Annotated in this window: 18 protein-coding genes; 7 read left to right on the top strand and 11 right to left on the bottom strand. The window is 41.2% G+C overall.

From position 1 onward, the window contains the following. Positions 1 to 11 precede the first annotated feature (11 nt). From BMY70_RS28745 to BMY70_RS28710, 8 genes are all read right to left on the bottom strand, one after another. Positions 12 to 1,430 carry a sensor histidine kinase gene (locus tag BMY70_RS28745; RefSeq protein WP_090341603.1) on the bottom strand — a complete coding sequence of 473 codons (1,419 nt, stop codon included), beginning with the start codon at positions 1,428 to 1,430 and terminating at the stop codon, positions 12 to 14. Between the two features lie 172 nt (positions 1,431 to 1,602). Then, complete coding sequence (locus BMY70_RS28740) at positions 1,603 to 2,565, bottom strand: L-histidine N(alpha)-methyltransferase (protein WP_090341601.1); 963 nt, start codon at positions 2,563 to 2,565, stop codon at positions 1,603 to 1,605. 99 nt (positions 2,566 to 2,664) lie between these two features. Next, positions 2,665 to 3,822, bottom strand: coding sequence for an ergothioneine biosynthesis protein EgtB (egtB, locus tag BMY70_RS28735; protein ID WP_090341599.1), 1,158 nt, complete (start codon positions 3,820 to 3,822; stop codon positions 2,665 to 2,667). Continuing rightward, positions 3,803 to 5,383: an ABC transporter permease/substrate-binding protein gene (locus BMY70_RS28730; protein WP_090341597.1), complete on the bottom strand. Its 1,581-nt coding sequence runs from the start codon at positions 5,381 to 5,383 to the stop codon at positions 3,803 to 3,805. Before BMY70_RS28730 ends, egtB begins: the two co-directional genes overlap by 20 nt. After that, on the bottom strand, positions 5,380 to 6,336 hold the full coding sequence (locus tag BMY70_RS28725; protein WP_090341594.1) for an ABC transporter ATP-binding protein: 957 nt from the start codon (positions 6,334 to 6,336) through the stop codon (positions 5,380 to 5,382). The genes BMY70_RS28730 and BMY70_RS28725 overlap by 4 nt, the downstream gene beginning before the upstream one ends. Before the next feature lie 67 nt (positions 6,337 to 6,403). Then, positions 6,404 to 7,786, bottom strand: coding sequence for a mercuric reductase (locus BMY70_RS28720; RefSeq protein ID WP_090341592.1), 1,383 nt, complete (start codon positions 7,784 to 7,786; stop codon positions 6,404 to 6,406). 12 nt (positions 7,787 to 7,798) lie between these two features. Continuing rightward, positions 7,799 to 8,080: a DUF427 domain-containing protein gene (locus BMY70_RS28715; protein ID WP_090341590.1), complete on the bottom strand. Its 282-nt coding sequence runs from the start codon at positions 8,078 to 8,080 to the stop codon at positions 7,799 to 7,801. Positions 8,081 to 8,210: 130 nt separating this feature from the next. Further along, complete coding sequence (locus BMY70_RS28710) at positions 8,211 to 9,113, bottom strand: glycerophosphodiester phosphodiesterase family protein (RefSeq protein WP_090341588.1); 903 nt, start codon at positions 9,111 to 9,113, stop codon at positions 8,211 to 8,213. A 122-nt stretch (positions 9,114 to 9,235) separates the two neighbouring features. Here BMY70_RS28710 and BMY70_RS28705 point away from each other — a divergent pair, with 122 nt between their 5' ends. Continuing rightward, entirely contained in the window at positions 9,236 to 9,703 is a 468-nt protein-coding gene (locus BMY70_RS28705) for a hypothetical protein (protein ID WP_090341586.1), read from the top strand. A gap of 8 nt (positions 9,704 to 9,711) precedes the next feature. Here BMY70_RS28705 and BMY70_RS28700 read toward each other — a convergent pair whose 3' ends face one another. Then, the gene (locus BMY70_RS28700; protein WP_090341584.1) at positions 9,712 to 10,344 is read right to left on the bottom strand and encodes a 3-keto-disaccharide hydrolase; all 633 of its coding nucleotides are present in this window, start codon (positions 10,342 to 10,344) and stop codon (positions 9,712 to 9,714) included. A gap of 174 nt (positions 10,345 to 10,518) precedes the next feature. Further along, positions 10,519 to 10,767, bottom strand: a complete 249-nt coding sequence (locus BMY70_RS28695; protein ID WP_090341582.1) for a hypothetical protein — start codon at positions 10,765 to 10,767, stop codon at positions 10,519 to 10,521. A 619-nt stretch (positions 10,768 to 11,386) separates the two neighbouring features. Here BMY70_RS28695 and BMY70_RS28690 point away from each other — a divergent pair. Then, on the top strand, positions 11,387 to 11,680 hold the full coding sequence (locus BMY70_RS28690) for an ArsR/SmtB family transcription factor (protein ID WP_090341580.1): 294 nt from the start codon (positions 11,387 to 11,389) through the stop codon (positions 11,678 to 11,680). A 22-nt stretch (positions 11,681 to 11,702) separates the two neighbouring features. After that, a complete protein-coding gene (locus tag BMY70_RS28685) occupies positions 11,703 to 12,800 on the top strand; it encodes an NADH:flavin oxidoreductase (protein ID WP_090341578.1) in 1,098 nt (365 codons plus the stop codon). Positions 12,801 to 12,955: 155 nt separating this feature from the next. Here the strand turns inward: BMY70_RS28685 and BMY70_RS28680 are convergent, their stop codons facing one another. Then, positions 12,956 to 13,903: a metallophosphoesterase family protein gene (locus BMY70_RS28680; protein ID WP_090341576.1), complete on the bottom strand. Its 948-nt coding sequence runs from the start codon at positions 13,901 to 13,903 to the stop codon at positions 12,956 to 12,958. A 193-nt stretch (positions 13,904 to 14,096) separates the two neighbouring features. On the opposite strand from BMY70_RS28680, the gene BMY70_RS28675 reads away from it, so the two are divergent. The 4 genes from BMY70_RS28675 to BMY70_RS28660 all read left to right on the top strand — a co-directional run bounded on the left by BMY70_RS28675 (position 14,097) and on the right by BMY70_RS28660 (position 18,088). Continuing rightward, positions 14,097 to 14,588, top strand: a complete 492-nt coding sequence (locus BMY70_RS28675) for an RNA polymerase sigma factor (protein ID WP_090341574.1) — start codon at positions 14,097 to 14,099, stop codon at positions 14,586 to 14,588. Positions 14,589 to 14,599: 11 nt separating this feature from the next. Beyond that, positions 14,600 to 15,211: a hypothetical protein gene (locus tag BMY70_RS28670; protein WP_090341572.1), complete on the top strand. Its 612-nt coding sequence runs from the start codon at positions 14,600 to 14,602 to the stop codon at positions 15,209 to 15,211. A gap of 120 nt (positions 15,212 to 15,331) precedes the next feature. Beyond that, on the top strand, positions 15,332 to 17,455 hold the full coding sequence (locus tag BMY70_RS28665; RefSeq protein ID WP_090341570.1) for a type IA DNA topoisomerase: 2,124 nt from the start codon (positions 15,332 to 15,334) through the stop codon (positions 17,453 to 17,455). Positions 17,456 to 17,578: 123 nt separating this feature from the next. Further along, the gene (locus tag BMY70_RS28660) at positions 17,579 to 18,088 is read left to right on the top strand and encodes a collagen-like triple helix repeat-containing protein (protein WP_090341568.1); all 510 of its coding nucleotides are present in this window, start codon (positions 17,579 to 17,581) and stop codon (positions 18,086 to 18,088) included. Positions 18,089 to 18,172: the final 84 nt, after the last annotated feature.

The raw sequence follows: 18,172 nt of genomic DNA, 5'->3' as shown, positions 1-18,172 counted from the left end.
TCGAAGCTAATTCATCCATTGATTGGGAAACAGACCACGAATTCAGTTCTTCCTGGTACGGAATCCACTGTGATTGTTCCTTTGTGTTGTTTTACAATTCTGGTAACTACATCAAGCCCCAAACCGGTTCCCTGACCAATTTTTTTTGTGGTAAAAAACGGATCAAATATCCTTTTTTTATTGTCATCAGGAATTCCGGGGCCGTTGTCAATTACCGAAACGCATACGAATTCTCTGTCCCGTCTCGTTTTTATAATTAGTTCAGGATTTTCTATTCCTTCCAAAGCATCGGTTGCATTATCGATAAGATTCGTCCATACCTGGTTTAGCTCGCCGATCATTGCTTTTACGGGTGGCAAACTTTCGTCATAATCCTCAATAACGTTCACATTTGCCTTTTTGATTTTATGGTTAAGCATGATCATGGTATTCTTGATCCCCGTGCGGATATCGGCGAATACCTTATCGCCGCCGCCATCCATATGCGTAAACGTTTTAACAGAATTGACAAGCTCCGAAATTCTTTTAGACGCCAGACCAATTTCTGAAACCATCCTTTCCGTGGTAAAGCTATTATTAATCCAGATCAGCAACGGTGATAATTTCCCTTCCGGAATGTAGGTTTTTATTTCCTCCAGATCATCAATCGACAGCCCGAATTCAACAAAATTCTCCGCCATATCATAAACATTTTTTATCCCGTCCTGTGCGTCCAGCCAGTCTGAGATTTCATCCTCTTTGTCTGCACGTTCCATCATGCTCAGCACCGGCCTCTCCTTATTATCCAGTGCATTATGAATTTTGGTATTGACACTTTCTATATCCGCTGTATCCAATCTTATCGAAATCAACTGTTTAAAGGCATCAGGCAAACATTGCAAATGTTTTTCTAAGGAGGCTGAACCACGAACAATAGCCGCAGCCGGATTATTCAGTTCATGCGCCAATCCTGCCGAAAGCTTTCCGAGTGCCATCATTTTTTCACTTTGCTGCTCGCGTTCGGTAAACTCCCGGATCCGGGAAGCCATGACGTGAACAAAAACCTGCGTCAGCTCATAATTCAGCTGAATCAGATCGCGCATTTTTTCTTTCGGTAAAGAAATCACCTCCGTTTCTTCAATACAAACGGCATTCGCAAACAGATTTTTTGCTCTGGAAAACGGCAGTAATCCCGTAATTGTTCCTCCGCCGACATCAGCGACCGAGAGCCTTTCGTTGTTTTGGTTTCGATAGAATTCTACACGTCCACGAAGTATAATATGAGTATACACGATCGGATCGTTCAATCTTCCGAAATACTCGCCTTCTTCAAAAATTCTGTGTTCGCTTTCGTCTATAAACCATTGCAACTGCTCGTCGGGCACTTCCTTTAAAGCCTCAATAGCCTTCAGATCTGCAACGGTAACTTCTTTTGTGGCGACTTCCTTCATGACAATCGAAATTTAAGATTTATTTTCTTAAAAATTAAAGATGGCATTTTCGGGTTATAACACCAAAGTTAAACAATCTGTCACACCTCCCTGCGTAAATTTGGATTATACGTTATGCAGACAAAAAAAAAGCCTTACAATAATGCAAGGCCTGTATTTTTTTTAGAAAATTCTATTGCTTTGTCCATAGACTATCTGTGAAATAATGTTTGCAATCCAGAAAATTTTCTATCAGTTCGAAACCATTGTTACTGGCAAGAATGTCAATTTCTGAAAGTGTGTACTTTTTAGATAACTCGGTCCAGATTAATTCGTTTTGCCGAAAAGGATATGTCCTGTCCAGATTTGCAATGTATACTTCCTGCTCTTTAAGGCTCACCAAAAAACTCCTCACTTCGCCGTTGACAGGATTATAATGAGAATAAAAATCAAAAAATTCTTTCTTGAAATTTCCACCAAGCTCCTTATTGATCCGTTGTAACAAGTTCATATTAAATGCCTTCGTTATTCCCTGACTATCATCATATGCATCACGTATAACAGCCGGATTTTTTTGAAGATCAAACCCGATGAGCAGTTTGTCGCCCGTTTTCATATGCTGGTAGAATTGTCCAAGCAGATCATTTGCCTCAGGGTCCTGGTAGTTTCCGATATTACTTCCCAAAAAAAGAAAAAGACCTGGTTCCTGCAAAGCAAATAAATCTTCCATCATTGAAAAGTAATTACCAATCAGCGATTTAATTTTCAACCCCGGTAAATAATCAAGCATATTTGCTTCAAGTTCCTGAATTGCTTTTTGCGAAATATCGATCGGAACGTAAGTAAAATCAACCTGATTTTCCATCAGTTTTTTTAACAACTGACGCGTTTTGATACCGTCCCCGGCACCGAATTCAATAATATTAAAAGGCTCGTCAAAATTCAGTTTACGAAGTATGTCCTCACCCTGCAAGGATAATATCTCGAATTCACAAGGCGTAGGATAATATTCAGGCATTTTCATAATATCCTGAAAAATCACGCTACCCAGATCGTCGTAAAAATATTTGGATGATATATTTTTAAAGGAAGCTGTTAACCCTTCATGTATGTCCTGTTCAAAAGTTGATGTAGCGCTTAAAGTAGTAGATTCCATTTTCAAGTAGGTTGATGGTTAAGTGTTTGCGATCAGCTGTCAGCGACTAGACGTTAGCTTTCAGAGATTGACTAAAAGCTAATTCCTAAATGCCAAAAGCTATTTTACTAATCGAATGCCAGTGTATTGCCAGCGTTCGTTTGTGTGAAAAAAGTTACGGTATGTATTTCTGCTATGGTCTGGTGAAGTAGCTACCGAAGCTCCGCGAAGGACCATGGTATTGATCATGAATTTGCCGTTATATTCTCCCACCGCGCCTTTTGCTTTAGTGAAATTAGGATATGCCAGATAAGCACTGTTTGTCCATTCCCATCTTTTTCCCCAGGCAAAATGATAGGAAGCAATTTCCCATTCGAATTCGGTCGGCAGCCTCATTTCCTTCCACTGCGCATAAGCCCATGCTTCGAAATAGCTGACGTGACATAAGATAGCTTTGGGATTAAGTTTTTTCAGGCCTGCCAAAGTGAAATAATGCCATTCTCCATTGATCTTATGCCAATACATCGGAGAATCGATTTGGTTTTCATTAACCCACGACCAGCCTTCATCCAACCACAAATTGAAATCCTGATAACCGCCTGCTTCAATAAATTCTATAAATTCTTCGTTGGTAACCAGCGACTTGCTGATTTCAAAGTTCTGAGCATATACTTTGTGCCGGCCTTGTTCATTATCAAAGCAAAAGCCGTCACCCTGGTATCCGATCTCGTAAATACCTTCGTTTATCTGAACAAAACCCGTTTCTGAATTCTCATCATCGACCAGATTATGATCGGGTTCGTAAACCGGAAAAGTCGGGTTATGGCCTAAAATATATTTAATGTCTGTTACAAGTAATTCCTGATGCTGCTGCTCGTGATGCAAGCCTAACTCGATAAGTGTCAAAGCCTTTTCATCTCCCAGCGTAGCCAGCAAAATGTTCATGTGCTCGTCCACATATTTGCGGTATGCGTACACATATGAAACCTTCGGGCGCGTAATATTTCCCCTATCAGTCCGTAGGACGCGGTCACCGACGTTATTGTAATAACTGTTGAATAAATAATTAAAAGTCTCATCGAAAACCTTATAGTCTGAGACCTGGTTTTTGAGAATAAATGTTTCAAAAAACCATGTGGAGTGCGCTAAATGCCATTTTGGAGGACTTACAAACGGAACGGGCTGCGGCACATAATCTTCCGTCTCGAGAGGTTGACAAATCTGTTCAGTGTACTTTCTGACGAGGTTATATCTTTCCCTAATGTTGGTGGTTTTCATTAGACAAATAATTTTTTAAATCTGAAATAGTCTTTATACGCAAGGATTGTGCCTGACTTCGACGCATCATTAAGGCATAGGCATTATTAAACCCGATCGGTTTCAGCCAGCTCAATTTATACTGATCAGAAAATTCTTTTTGAACAAAATCAAAAACTTTCTCACGGTTCCCGATGATCGGGTCGAGCGTTATTTTGTCAGGTTTTAAAATGACCAGAAGGCCTGTACCTGTATATTCCGGGTACATATCAATCTCATTATTGGTTAATGCATCAAAGCAAATTTTTGTTCCGCCAAGACCCGTTCTGGTGACAACTTTTAGTTTGGTATTTCCTTCAATCAACATTTTATACATGTTGATCAAAATATATTGTTCAGCAAAAATTTTTGACCCCAGCCGGACCGTTTCTGTGCCCGCGCCGCTCTGCGGTTTTTTATATAAACCCTTTTCCAGCATAAAATCCAGCGCGACCTTTTCCGGGAGCTGCTTCTGATAATCAACGCGATAATTCAATTCCGTCATAATAGAATCGTTGATCACACCGGATAAGATTTCAAGAACCGGCTGTAATTCAGGATACTTTTCAAGAACATCATGGCGAATAAGCGGAGCGGCATAGTAAGGTGGAAAAATTGTTTTATCATCTTCGAGCGTAACCAGATCATAGGCTTTCAAACGGCCATCTGTACTGTATCCGCTGATCACATCAAGCTTCTTTTCAAACGCCGCTTTATACATTACCGCATCGCTGATAACCACAGTCGGAATGTCCAGTTGATACTTCGATTTAAGTCCGAGATATCCATCTTCGCGACCCATAAATTCCGGCGTAAAACCTGCCAAAACTTTTTCAGAAGTATAAGGAATGATATAAAAAGAGGAAAATAAGATGAGGAGGACAGGCAAAATAAGTGATACTTTCCGCATCTTTTTCAGATTCGCTTTTTGGAAAAGAGACAGCAGAAAATCAAGCAAAATTGCCAGCAACGCGGCCGGAATCGCGCCTGCCAGAATCATATTCGTATTATTCAAAGCAATCCCGCCGAAAATAAATTCGCCTAACCCACCGGCTGCGATATAGGCGGCGAGTGTTGCAACACCGACATTGATCACCGTGGCAGTTCGGATCCCGGCAAGAATTACAGGCATCGCAAGGGGAATTTCCACGTTGAATAATATCTGCCATTTGTTCATTCCCATACCACGCGCCGACTCGGTGATGGCGGGATCGACACCAGTAATTCCAGTGTAAGTGTTTCGGATAACGGGTAGTAAAGCGTAAAGAAAAAGTGCCGAAATAGCCGGTAAAGCTCCGATCCCTAAAATTGGAATCATGAAACCGAGCAAAGCAATACTGGGAATGGTTTGAAGAATTCCTGCAATTCCTAGAACAAACCAGGCAACACGCTTTTTATCTGCAATCCAGATTCCAAGCGGTAATCCAATGGTAACGGCAATAAGCAGTGATATGCAAGTAAGACCGATATGAGCGATCGTCTGGTCCAGCAGCTTGTCTGATTGCTGCAACATAAACTGTACCAAATTCAGTTGCTCATTCATCTGTTTCTTTTGTTTTCAAGATAAACAGACTGGATTGTCTGTATTGAAATTTCTTTCAAGGAACCATCCTCCGAATTCCTTACTATCAGCACATCTTCATTTTTTTCAGAAAGCATTTCCATGCCCTCCCACAGACTTTGGTTGCTGTTTAATGATGCAGTTGGTGCCGGGGAAGCATCCGAAAGTGACGACCATATACTATTAAATTTCAATGCACTAAGTTCAAGCTGCAGACGCTGGTGGCTGAAAAAGTTTCTGGCAAATTCATTTACAGGTTTAAAAATCAATTCTTCGGGCGTTCCTGTCTGCACAATAATTCCCTTATCCATGAGGCAAATCTGATCTCCAAGTTCAAAAGCCTCCTGAACGTCATGCGTTACCAGAACGATTGTCTTACTTTTTAATTCAGGTAATTCCAGGAACTCTTTTCTTATACTCGCCCGTGTGATGGGATCGAGTGCGCCAAACGGCTCGTCCATCAAGAGCACCGGCGGATCAGATACCAGCGCTCGTGCCAAAGCAACGCGCTGTTTTTGCCCACCGCTTAATTCATCAGGATATTTATTTGCGTATTCTGTTACTGGAAGTTTTAATTGCGTCAGCAAAGCATTGGCACGTTCGCTGGTTTTTTCTTTTCCCCATTTTAACAAGTTAGGAACAATTGCAATATTTTCAGCAACGGTGTAATGCGGAAAGAGGCCGTTATTTTGCGATACATAACCAATACCTCGTCGTAAAATTTCCGGTTTTAGGGACAAAATATTTTTGCCGTCAATCGTAATTTCCCCTGCGGAGGGCTCTATCAACCGGTTAAGGATTTTCAGCGTTGTCGTTTTCCCACAGCCGCTGGTCCCCAGAAAAACCAGCGTCTGCCCTTCCTTCACTTCGAAGGAAATATCGTTGACCGCGTTGATTCCATTAAATTTCTTACTGACATTTCTGGCAATGATCATCGGGTTTAGTATCTGTTATTACTATCTCAAAAATAAATCACGCCTCAGTCCACACCCTCAGAATTCGTTATTTGTCAAGCGTCATGAATAAATTATTGAGTGATTCAGCATACGTTGGATGCGCAAAAACACCTTCTTTCAATTGCTCATATGTTATCCCACCCATCATGGCAAGCTGCAGAATCGTGACAATTTCTCCGCCTTCTTCCGCTAAAACAGAAGCGCCGAGAATTTTTCCCGTTTCTTTATCGATAACCGCTTTCATCATGCCTCGTGTGTCACCCGTTTCAATCGACCGAGCCACACTTGAATTCGGCATTTTTGCAACCAGCACCTCTTTTCCACTTTCCTTCGCCTCCTGCTCAGTTATACCGACACGGCCAAGCTGCGGATCGATGAACATACAGTAAGGAACAAGGCGATCTTTGATGGATTCGTTTCCTTTTTCGATAATATTTTTCCGAATCACACGGTAATCATCGTAGGCTATGTGCGTAAAAGCCGGTCCGCCTTTCACATCGCCCAGAGCATAAATCCCCTCGACCGATGTTTCCAGTTTATCGTTCACTTTTACATATCCTTTTTCATCAATTTCAACACCGGCAGAATCAAGGCCAAGATCCGTAGTCTGAGGTTTTCTTCCTGCACCGATGAGAACATGTGTGCAGGATATATTCGCCTCTTGTTCCGTAACATTTAAGAACAAATTGATGTTATGGCCCTCGTTTTTGATAAGCTCAACTTTACAATCTGTAATGATCTTGATATCCTCTTCGGAAAGTATTTTTACTATCTCTTCTGCAATGTCTTCATCCTCATGACGCAAAATACGCTCTGATTGTTCCAGTATAGTGACTTTACTTCCAAAACGGCGAAACATTTGTCCAAACTCCAGGGCAATATATCCGCTTCCAATAATGGCCAGATGCTCTGGAATTTCTTCCAGTTCCATAATCGAAGTAGAGGTCAGATAATTGATCTTATCTATACCATCAATTTCCGGGATTGCAGGTTTTTCACCTACGTTGATAAAAAATTTATCCGCCGACAAAACCTGTTCACTACCGTCATTCAGAGTGACTGTAATTTCTTTGGGCCCTGTAAAAACAGCTGTTCCGTAAATAAGATCCAGATTCTTCGTTTCCTTGATCCCCTTTTCAGAATTACCACGCATCCGTTGGACAACCTCATTTTTCCGATCCAGGATTTCGTGAAAGTCTACTGTATAGCCGCCGACATGAACCCCTAACTTTTCACTATTTGCTACCGACCAGGCAAGTTTTGCTGAGGCGATCATGGTTTTTGTCGGCGAACAACCGTCATTAACACAGGTACCTCCTACCCATCTTTTTTCGATAATTGCTGTTTTCAAGCCTGATTCGGCAAGTCTTTTCGACAGAGGCGTTCCTGCCTGGCCGGAGCCAATAACTATTGCATCATACTTTTCCATATCGGCAGACGGTCAGGCTTCTATTTGAACACCTTTCCAAAAGGCGATATAATTTTGAATATTCTTCGCAGCATCCTTAGGTTCGGGATAATACCATGCTGCATCCGGGTTTGAACGCCCGTCAACTTCAAGGGTATAATAAGAAGCTTCACCCTTCCATGGGCAGGTTGTATGCGTACTTGATGGGATCAGATAAGCTTTGTTTACGGATTCTACAGGGAAATAGTGGTTATTTTCAACTACAACTGTTTCGTCGCTTTCAGCTATTACTTCATGGTTCCAGATTGCTTTCATAAAATTTGGTTATTGGATTTGTAAATGGGCTAACAGTTTTTATTGCAATAACATTAAAATTATGCCTGATTTAAATAAAAAAGCCGGCAGGCGTTAAAGCTTACCGGCAGCGGATTGACTTTTTCTAACTTTATTTATTCTGATAACTCCCGAACAATTTAATCATCCGGTCGGGCTGGTTTGTAATTATTCCGTCAACCCCCAGAGCAGCCAAACGCTCCATTTCTTCTGGCTCGTCAACCGTCCAGGGTAAAATCAGCACTTTAGCATCGTGCGATTTCTTCACAAGGTCCTCATTGACAAGGGTATGATAAGGGCTGTATATATCAGGCGTAAAACCAAGTTTCTTGATATTATCTTCGAAACTATCTTTGTTCATGATCAACAAAGCCAGTTTAACTTTTGCATTTTCCTTATGCAAAACCTGTAAAGTACGAATATCGAACGACTGGATCGTGGTTCTGTTTTCAATTTTCTTTGTCCGAATCACGTCCATAACCCTCGAAACAAAAACGTCGGGAACCGGATTGTATGCCCCATCGCCCTGAGGCGAAATTTTTGTCTCCATGTTATAATATACCGGCTTCAAATTGTTCTTTTTCACATAAACCTCCACACTATCAATAAGGTCAGATAGAAGTGGTTTGTGCGTTTTCATTTTCTTTTGTTCGGAAAATCTTGGATGAGGTTTGGTACCGCTGTCGAATTTCCTGATACTGTCATACGGCATTTTATAAAGGGCAAGTCCTTTTTCTTCCTCTTTTGTCACATCCGACCCATCCGGTTTGCGCATAAATTCTGCCGACATATACGGGTCGTGAGACACGACAACTTTACCATCCGCCGAAATCACACAATCTAATTCCAGCGTTTTCGCTCCCAATTTAACGGCGTTGATCATGGCCGTAATTGTATTTTCAGGATATAATCCCATTCCTCCGCGATGCGCCTGGACTTCGGGTTTTTGCTGGGCATTGGCACTGACCGAGGAAATTATCCCGGCAGTGAATAGTGATAAGAAAATAAATTTCATAAGCTTGCATTTAAATTTAGCTGGCAATTTTTAGTTTTAAATTGACAATATCGATTTTTGAAACATTATGAAATTGTTAGGAAAAGCATGAAAAAACTTATCCCAGAAATCTTATCCGGCCTATGAACCTTAAAATCACTTTTCTATTTTTTCTTTTACTAACGACATTTTTGGCCTGCAACAATTCGGCCAGTGATCCAAAAGAAGCAGCTGAAAAATTGACCGGCAATCCAAAATGGCATATTGACGAAATCTACGCCAATGACACACCCGTTTTTAAGGATGGGAAATTGATTCAGCAATTTGGCAGCGTAAGCTTTGAGCGTTATATGGAAAATGTAAGTTTCGCTGACGATGGCTCTTTTACAGGATATTTTGTGGGAGATACAAAACCGATGATTTTGAAGTGGAAGACAAATGATAAAAATATTACCGTCTTCTCCGCAGATTCAGCGGCGGCAAAAGGGGGCGAATGGACGATTGCTCCTCAAGATGTTTCCGACGCGTCTTTTAGCATGAAAACGCAAAGCACGGCTTACAATTATCCGCAAATGACGAAAGTTGAACTGAAATTCAAGAGAGAAAAGTAGACTGATTTTTATAGTTCCTGTAAGATAAGATCCTTATAGGCGACCTGAGCCTTGCCGCCGCCATGAATTTGCAAGCCGATTATTCCTTTTTGCGGGATGGATTTGTCAGGTTCAGTATAATCTATGGTCTGATGCCCGTTCAGTGAAATACGGATGCGTCGACCTTCACATCTTACCTCGTAGTCATTCCAGTCGCCAGGTTTCAATATTTTCCCGATCAGCATCGAGTCCGGACTGATCAGCGTCTTGTTTCTTCGCGATTCATCATATAGACTGCCCCAATATCCATCACCAAGATCGGCCTGATATCCGATCATTTCATAATCAGGATTTTCCGCGCGCTTACTGCGAAACTGCACGCCGGTATTAATAAATCCTTCCGTCCCGGTTAATTTGAATTTTACCCGAATGACAAAATTTCCATAGCTTTTTCTGGTACAAAGAAAATAATTGTGATCCACTGTTTCTGTCAGCGATCCACCGACAATTGTACCATTTTCGATACGCCAGGTTTTTAGGGTATCACCTTCCCAGCCATCAAAATTCTTTCCGTTAAAAAGCACTTCCTCTCGCTTTACCGACATGGACGCGCAGGCAAAAAACAATAATGTACTGATGAAAAGTGTAAGATATCTGGTCATGATGATCGTTGTTTGGTATCCGGTTTAAAAGCCGTCATCCAATACATTTTTACCTATATCCTGAACAGGCCGAAAATGACCATGGGCGGAAAATAAAAAAAGGAAGATATAAATCCCCCTTTTTTCATCCCACCAATATCAAGCCTCCTTCTCCGGAGGCTACCTTCATTCAAATTATTTATTTGAATCGCTTTTCAATTTTAGCTCTACAATATTTGCTTTTTGAGGAGCAGTGTAGTTCTGAGTTTTAGCAACAGCTTCTTTTTGCGGAGCAGGAGTTTCCAAAACAGTTACTGAAACAGGAAGTGATTTGTTCGCAGTTGAAACAATTGCTTTATCTTCTGTATTTGAATTAGCGTTAGCAGTAGTAAATATGGTCATTGCTATCATAGCACCAGCCAAAATGTTTATTGTATTTTTCATTGTTGTTTGTGTTTGTTTTTCTCTTTTTGTTTTACTCTAAATTCTTGTACAAATATAATACATTATTTTGAATACAAACGTTCAGTGCATATTAAAACAAAATTATATTCCGTTCACAATGCCAAACACTGCCTGATTTTCGAAGCATTAGAATTATACAAAATTGAACTTTATTAATAAATTGACTTATTTCAAGTCGATGAATCTTAGAATTTTTATGTAACTTAATTTCGAGTTCTGTCAATTTCCCTCCAGCTTAGATCTTAACTGTTTTCTAAACCATTTAACATTCTCATTTCCATTAGAAAAACAGAATATTCTATGGTTGGCATTTTCATCAAATTCTTTCCTGAAAAATATTTTTAAAAAATTTTAAAAATATTTTCAAAAATCCTGATTTCAATGAGTAAATGGTTAAAAAAATCGTCTCAGCAGAAGCTGTGAAAGATTAATAACCTTCACACTTTCGCTTTTTCCTACCTGTTTATATTATCAGAAATTTCTTTAAACGCAGATCACCCCTCCCCGATCTGGGAAATTAAGTAATCCATGAAGCGGAACTTTTCGAAAGGAATCACATGTTTATTGGTATATCGGGAAATTCCGATATTTAGATATCATGGACCAGATAGAGATTTTCAAAGCGCTTTCGAATAAAACCCGGTTGCAGATTTTGACCTGGCTGAAAAACCCTGAAATCTATTTCGCACCTGAGCATCGCAACGCCGATGGCGTGTGTGTGGGAATGATCCAGGAAAAAGCCGGGCTCACGCAATCAACCGTGTCGGAATATTTAACCATGCTTAAAAAGGCCGGACTTATCGAAGCAACAAGAGTTGGTCAGTGGACCTACTACAAGAGAAATGAGGAAGCTTTTGCTGCATTAAGCAAATTAATTGAATCTGAAATTTAGCATTATTATTAACCTGTTATATATGAGTTCTGAATCATTGTTCAAGCCTTTCAGCTTGAAATCACTTAACATTAAAAACCGCATTGTTATGGCTCCCATGACGCGGTCGTTTTCACCGAATGGTATCCCGACAGATGATGTTGCATCCTATTATAGCAGAAGGGCTGCGGGAGACGTCGGACTGATTCTGTCCGAAGGTACAGTTATTGAACGGGCGTCTTCATCGAATGACGCGAATATTCCTCACTTCTACGGCGAAGCGCTGGATGGCTGGAAAAAAGTAATCGATGGTGTACATCAAGAAGGCGGAAGCATGGGCCCTCAGATCTGGCACATGGGAATTATGGCGAACCACCACAGCGGCTGGACTCCATCCGTTCCTTTTGAAGGTCCGTCAGAATATAACAATCCGAATCTGGCGAATGGTGTTGCTATGACTGAGGCGGATATCGCTGAGACAATTCTTGCCTTCGGCCGTGCTGCGGCTGATGCAAAAAGACTTGGGTTTGACTGCGTAGAGATTCATGGTGCGCACGGTTATCTGATCGACCAGTTTTTCTGGGAAGCTACCAACAACCGTACCGATAAGTATGGCGGGAAAACGCTTGCTGAACGTACCCGTTTCGCGGTTGAAGTAATTAAAGAAGTGAGAAAACAAGTTGGCGAAGATTTTACGATCATTCTTCGTTTGTCGCAATTCAAACCTTCTGACTACAATTTCAAACTTGCTCGTACGTCGGAAGAAATGGAAGCCTGGCTGCTTCCTTTGTCTGAAGCTGGTGTTGATATTTTCCACTGTTCACAACGTCGTTTCTGGGAAGCGGAATTTGAAGGATCCGATTTAAACTTCGCCGGATGGGCAAAAAAAATCACTGGAAAAGCTACGATCACAGTAGGTTCTGTTGGTTTGACAGGAGAATTCATGGCTGCATTTGCCGGAGAAAGTTCTCAGCCAAGTTCACTGGATGAATTGGTGCGTCGCTTCGAAAGAGGAGATTTCGATCTTGTCGCTGTTGGCCGTCCGCTTTTAGCTGATCCGCACTGGGTTGAAAAAATTCGTGACGACAAAAATGAAGAGCTTGTTGGTTTCTCAAAAGAGGCACTGGGAGTTTTGTTGTAACATTCAATAATCCCTGTTCATTGAATGGTGGACAGGGATTATATTTTCTTTCTGGTGAGTTTTCACCGCATGGCTTATAGCATAACAAACGTTACTGAAAACACTTTATAAAATGCTACACCACACAACACTCATTGCAAGTCTGTATTAGCCGCTTACCCTTCAATTTTGCCGTCCCGGCTTCGATAACTGATGTAATTATTATTGAACGAACCATCGGAAAATAAGTCAATAACTGCATAGCCCGCTTTTGTTTGCTGGGTTTTTCCAAACCAATAGTTCCCGCAAACTGCACCGTTGCAGCAATACGTAATGCCATTGTAAACAACCTGATCCTGCAAATGTATGTGGCCGCTCACGGCTAATTTTATATTTTTATGTTTGGAAAATAAAGCGATCAAATCCGCGCAATCGGTATGCATCCATCCTCCCGGCACATGCCAGTCCTCGTTTTTTACATTTTTCCCGTCCAGAAATACACAGGCAGAAAGTATTGGAATGTGAGAAATGATCATAACAGGGATTTTTTCTGCTGTTTTACGTAGATCTTTTTCCAGCCAATCCATCTGCTCCTCTCCCAATTTTGCAGTATATCCGCGACCATCAAATTTTTCCTGAACACTATCGAGTACTATAAAATGCCAGCCATTCTGATCGAAACTGTAATAAGTTCTTGATAATTCCAACTTATCTGCCGCCCTGTGTTTTCCGTCAGCGAAGCCATGGAATGTCTCGTTTTTGACGAGTATATCGTGATTTCCCACACATGTATATACGGGTAAAGAATTCTCGTTGCTGATCACTTTTTGATACATGGCCCATTCTTTTTCAGACTTTTCCAGTGTCGCATTTTTTGAACCCATCACGACGTCACCACCATTAACGATAAGGTCAGGTCTTATATCAAGATTTTGCAGATGATGCAGGCAATTCTTAAATCCATTCGCCGCAATCAGGTTAGGCTGAATATGGATATCGGTCAGATGGGCAATACGTAACACCCTTTGTGGACTTTCAGCTTTCGAGTTTGCAAACGAAAATTCCGGGAGGGAAAAACTTCCTGCGAGCAAACCAATATTTTTCAATAAACTCCGACGCTCCATATTCCTTGAACTGTTTTTCCAAAGTTCGTCAATCGTGGTTGCCTGAACGTTTTGTCATCATGACCTTATTGTTAAATAGCGCCTTACCTTCAATACATCAAAGCTGATTTATTTACTTCTGAATTTTCATTTTCAAAATGTAATTTTCCTGACAAACCTGCGACTAACTATCCAAACACGTTACGATTTGAAAATGGAAAAAGAATTTATTGACCTTCTTAATCAGCATCGGGGAATCGTTTACAAGATTTGCAGGATGTATTGTCAGGATAGCGATGATCGGCAGGATCTGTTTCAGGAAATCGTTTTACAGCTTTGGAAGGCTTATCCAACTTTCAAAAGAGAATCCAATGTCAGCACGTGGATGTACCGGATCGGGATGAATACAGCGATTTCAAATTACAGGAAAGAGAAACGAAAACAATCGCCTACCGCCTTCTCCAATATGCTTTCCGAGATTCCTGATCCGGCTGATACGCACGATATTCCACCGGAAACCGCTACGCTTTACAAAGCCATCGATCAGCTCAGCACTGTTGAAAAGGCGATTGTACTCCTTTATCTCGAAGATAAAAGTTATGAGGAAATTTCAGGAATTCTCGGCATTGGAAAATCGAACGTCGGCGTCAAAATCAGTCGAATAAAAGGGAAACTTGAAAAAATATTAAAATCGTTCACTTACTAAATTTCACTGATATGGACCTCGAAGAACTAAAATTAAACTGGAAATCTTTGGACGAAAAGATCATGGTTTCTCAAAAACTAAACGAAAAAATGATCCGCTCGATGCTGAAAGATCAGTCCAAGAGTACGGTTTACAAGATCCGGAATCGACTAAGAAGACTTGCACTGTTTTTTGCCTTCATATTTATTTTATTTATCGCCATTCTTGCTGGAAACCCTTTTGATTACACCCATTGGTATGAATACTTTCCGGCAGTTTCCTATACATTACTGCTTGTTGCCGGTCTGGAGATAGTTGTAAGAGAATTTTTTTCTGTCAGCAAAATCACGTTGGAACAAAATAATCTTCGGGAAAGTCTTAGCCGGATCATTGTGTTGCATGCAAGTTATAAAACGGTTATGGAGCGAATCTGGAAAATAAGCCTGGTGATCGGCTTCCTTTTGGGAATCTCTTTAATGGTCAGAAATTTTGAAAAATACGGCCTGGCAAAGTCGCTGCTGTTCATTGTTGGAAATGCCGTTACTGTTATACTGGCCTACCTTTTGGCCAAAAAAATATTTAAAAAAATACCCGACAGAAATCTGGAAGAGCTTAAAACGACTATTGCGGAACTGGATGAATGAAGAATCCAAACTCATATTTCGGGAAAATTTCCTGACCTTTGCATCCCAAAATCATTGAAGCAATAAACTGAATTCCTCAGGCTGCCTTTGTTATTCCCAAAGTAATCTGATCCGATACCTATGAAAGTTTGCATAGCCGAAAAGCCGAGTGTAGCGAAAGATATAGCCGAAGTGCTCGGAGCGAAGCAGCGTAAAGATGGATACTACGAAGGCAATGGATACCAGGTAACCTGGACATTCGGGCATTTTTGTACCCTGAAAGAGCCGCATGACTATCATGAGCGCTGGAAATCCTGGCGACTAGAAGATTTACCGATGATCCCGTCAAGTTTTGGAATAAAACTCATCGATAACCCCGGAGCGCTGAAACAATTCGGAGTAATCGAAAATCTTGTCAAAAATTGTGAAGAGGTAATAAATTGCGGGGATGCGGGACAGGAAGGAGAACTCATTCAGCGCTGGGTTTTGCTCAAAGCAAAATGCGCTGTCCCTGTCAAACGGTTATGGATTTCTTCACTTACCGAACAGGCAATACGCGAAGGATTTGAGAAATTAAAGGAAAGCGATCAGTATAACAATTTATACGCCGCTGGAAGCGCAAGAGCCATTGGCGACTGGCTTCTGGGCATGAATGCGACCAGACTTTTTACGAAAAAATTCGGTCAGGGCAAGGTCGTTTTGTCTATCGGAAGAGTACAAACACCGACTTTGGCAGTTATCGTACAGCGCCAGAAAGAAATCAATGCTTTTGTATCGGAAGAATATTGGGAGCTGAAAACGATCTACCGGGATACTGAATTCACCACAACCATTGACCGGATCAAAAAGATAGACAAAGCTGAAAAAGGCCTTATCTATCTGAATGAGCATCTTTTTGAAATTACAGCATTTGAAAGAAAAGAAGGAAAAGAAGGAAATCCACGATTATTTGATCTAACCTCGTTACAGGTTGAGGCCAATAAAAAATATGGGTATTCAGCGGAGGATACCTTAAAACACATACAGAACCTGTACGAGAAAAAATTCGTAACCTATCCGCGTGTTGATACCACTTACCTTTCGGAAGATCTGCACCCGAAAATTGCCGGTATTTTACAGGATCTGAAACCTTATGCAAATCTGACTGCACCACTTTTAACACAGCCGATCCCGAAATCAAAAACTGTTTTTGACGACAAAAAAGTAACGGATCACCATGCTATTATCCCAACGGGCGTTTTCCCAAATCATGTCAGCATCGACGAAAAGCGAATTTATGACCTGATCGTAAGACGGTTTATTGCCGCTTTTTATCCGGAATGTAAAGTTGCCAATACTACGGTGCTTGGAAAGGTCGGACAGGTCGAATTTAAAGCGACAGGAAAGCAAATTTTGGAAATGGGCTGGCGTGAGGTTTATGCAAACGACACAAGTGCAAAAAAAGAAGCGGCTGACGAAGAACGGATTATGCCGGATTTCGTCGTTGGTGAAACTGGCCCGCACGAGCCGAGAATTCACCATGGAAAGACATCTCCGCCGAAAGCATTTACGGAGGCAACCTTATTGCGGGCCATGGAAACAGCCGGCAAACAGGTGGAAGACGAAGAAATGCGGGAGATTTTGAAAGATAACGGGATTGGCCGTCCATCGACACGCGCCAACATTATTGAAACGCTTTTCAAACGAAAATATATAGAAAAGAAAAAGAAGAATCTTTTCGCAACTCAAACCGGAATCGACCTGATCGATACCATTCAAAATGAACTTTTGAAGAGCGCTGAACTGACAGGAAACTGGGAACGCAAGCTGCGACTGATCGAAAAGGGAGAATATTCGATGGATACCTTCAAGCAGGAACTTATTCAGATGGTTGTGGACCTTACCAAGGAAGTGCTCTCAAATCGCGGCGGTATGATCAGTATTGCGCAGGATCCGCCGCCTGTTGAAAAAGAAGAAAAAGTAAAAAAAGAGCCAAAACCGAAGGAGCCCAAAGAAGAGATTTCGATTGAGACACTTACGTGCCCAAAATGCAAGGAACATTTGTTAAAAAAAGGAAAAACAGCTTATGGGTGCAGTAATTTCCAGGCCTGCGGATTTAAAATCCCTTTTGAGTTAATGGGAAAAACACTTACAGATAAACATGTTTTTGACTTGTTAAGCAAAGGAAAAACAACTAAAATAAAAGGTCTTGTCATTCCCGGAAGCGACGCACCGATCGATGCCAAATTGATCATGGGAGGCGATTTTAACATCGGTGTGGAATAAGTCCACATTCATATCAGATCAATAAGTTTAGAAAGTTGTCAATTTCTGTTTCCATGAAAGGTTTCGAATACGACAAAACAGACAAATCCAGTCATTGTCCATTCTTAACTTTCCAATTTACAGATGAAAAATTTTATCAAACTTCTCACACCAAGTGTTCTTTTTGCTTCTGTGATGCTGCTTATTGCCTGCGCTGGCTCAGACGGTGAAGTCGGACCGAAAGGTGATGCCGGCGAAGCAGGCACTGCCGGCCCCAAAGGTGATCCCGGTTCAGCGAACGTCATTTATTCTGCCTGGATCCCAACCACATTTTCAGGAAGCGGTTCCAGTTACACAGGATCGATAACTGCACCAAAATTAACCCAGGAAATGCTTGATAAGGCAGATATCCGGGTTTACTGGTCAGAAGGCGGAAGAGTTATTTCCATGCCTTACGCGCAAACGATCGGCGGAACTGCATACTCTGTACATCAGAGATTTTTTGTAGGCCGCATCGATCTTATCGCCAGCTATGCGGTTTCCCAGCAATCGTTTCGATACATCATCATTCCCGGTGGAGTTGCCGCCCGCCAGAAGCCGCTTAGCCAAATGAGTTATGAAGAAGTAAAATATTTTTATGGTATCAATGATTAAAAAATTTGTCACTTCTGAACACAGGAGCTAATAAATGTCTTGTATGAAGCAGTTATTTCCAACTAAAAGCAAATAGTAACAAAA

This window comes from Dyadobacter koreensis, assembly GCF_900108855.1.
Classification (GTDB): Bacteria; Bacteroidota; Bacteroidia; order Cytophagales; family Spirosomataceae; genus Dyadobacter; species Dyadobacter koreensis.
This window is presented reverse-complemented; position numbering and strand designations above follow the sequence as displayed.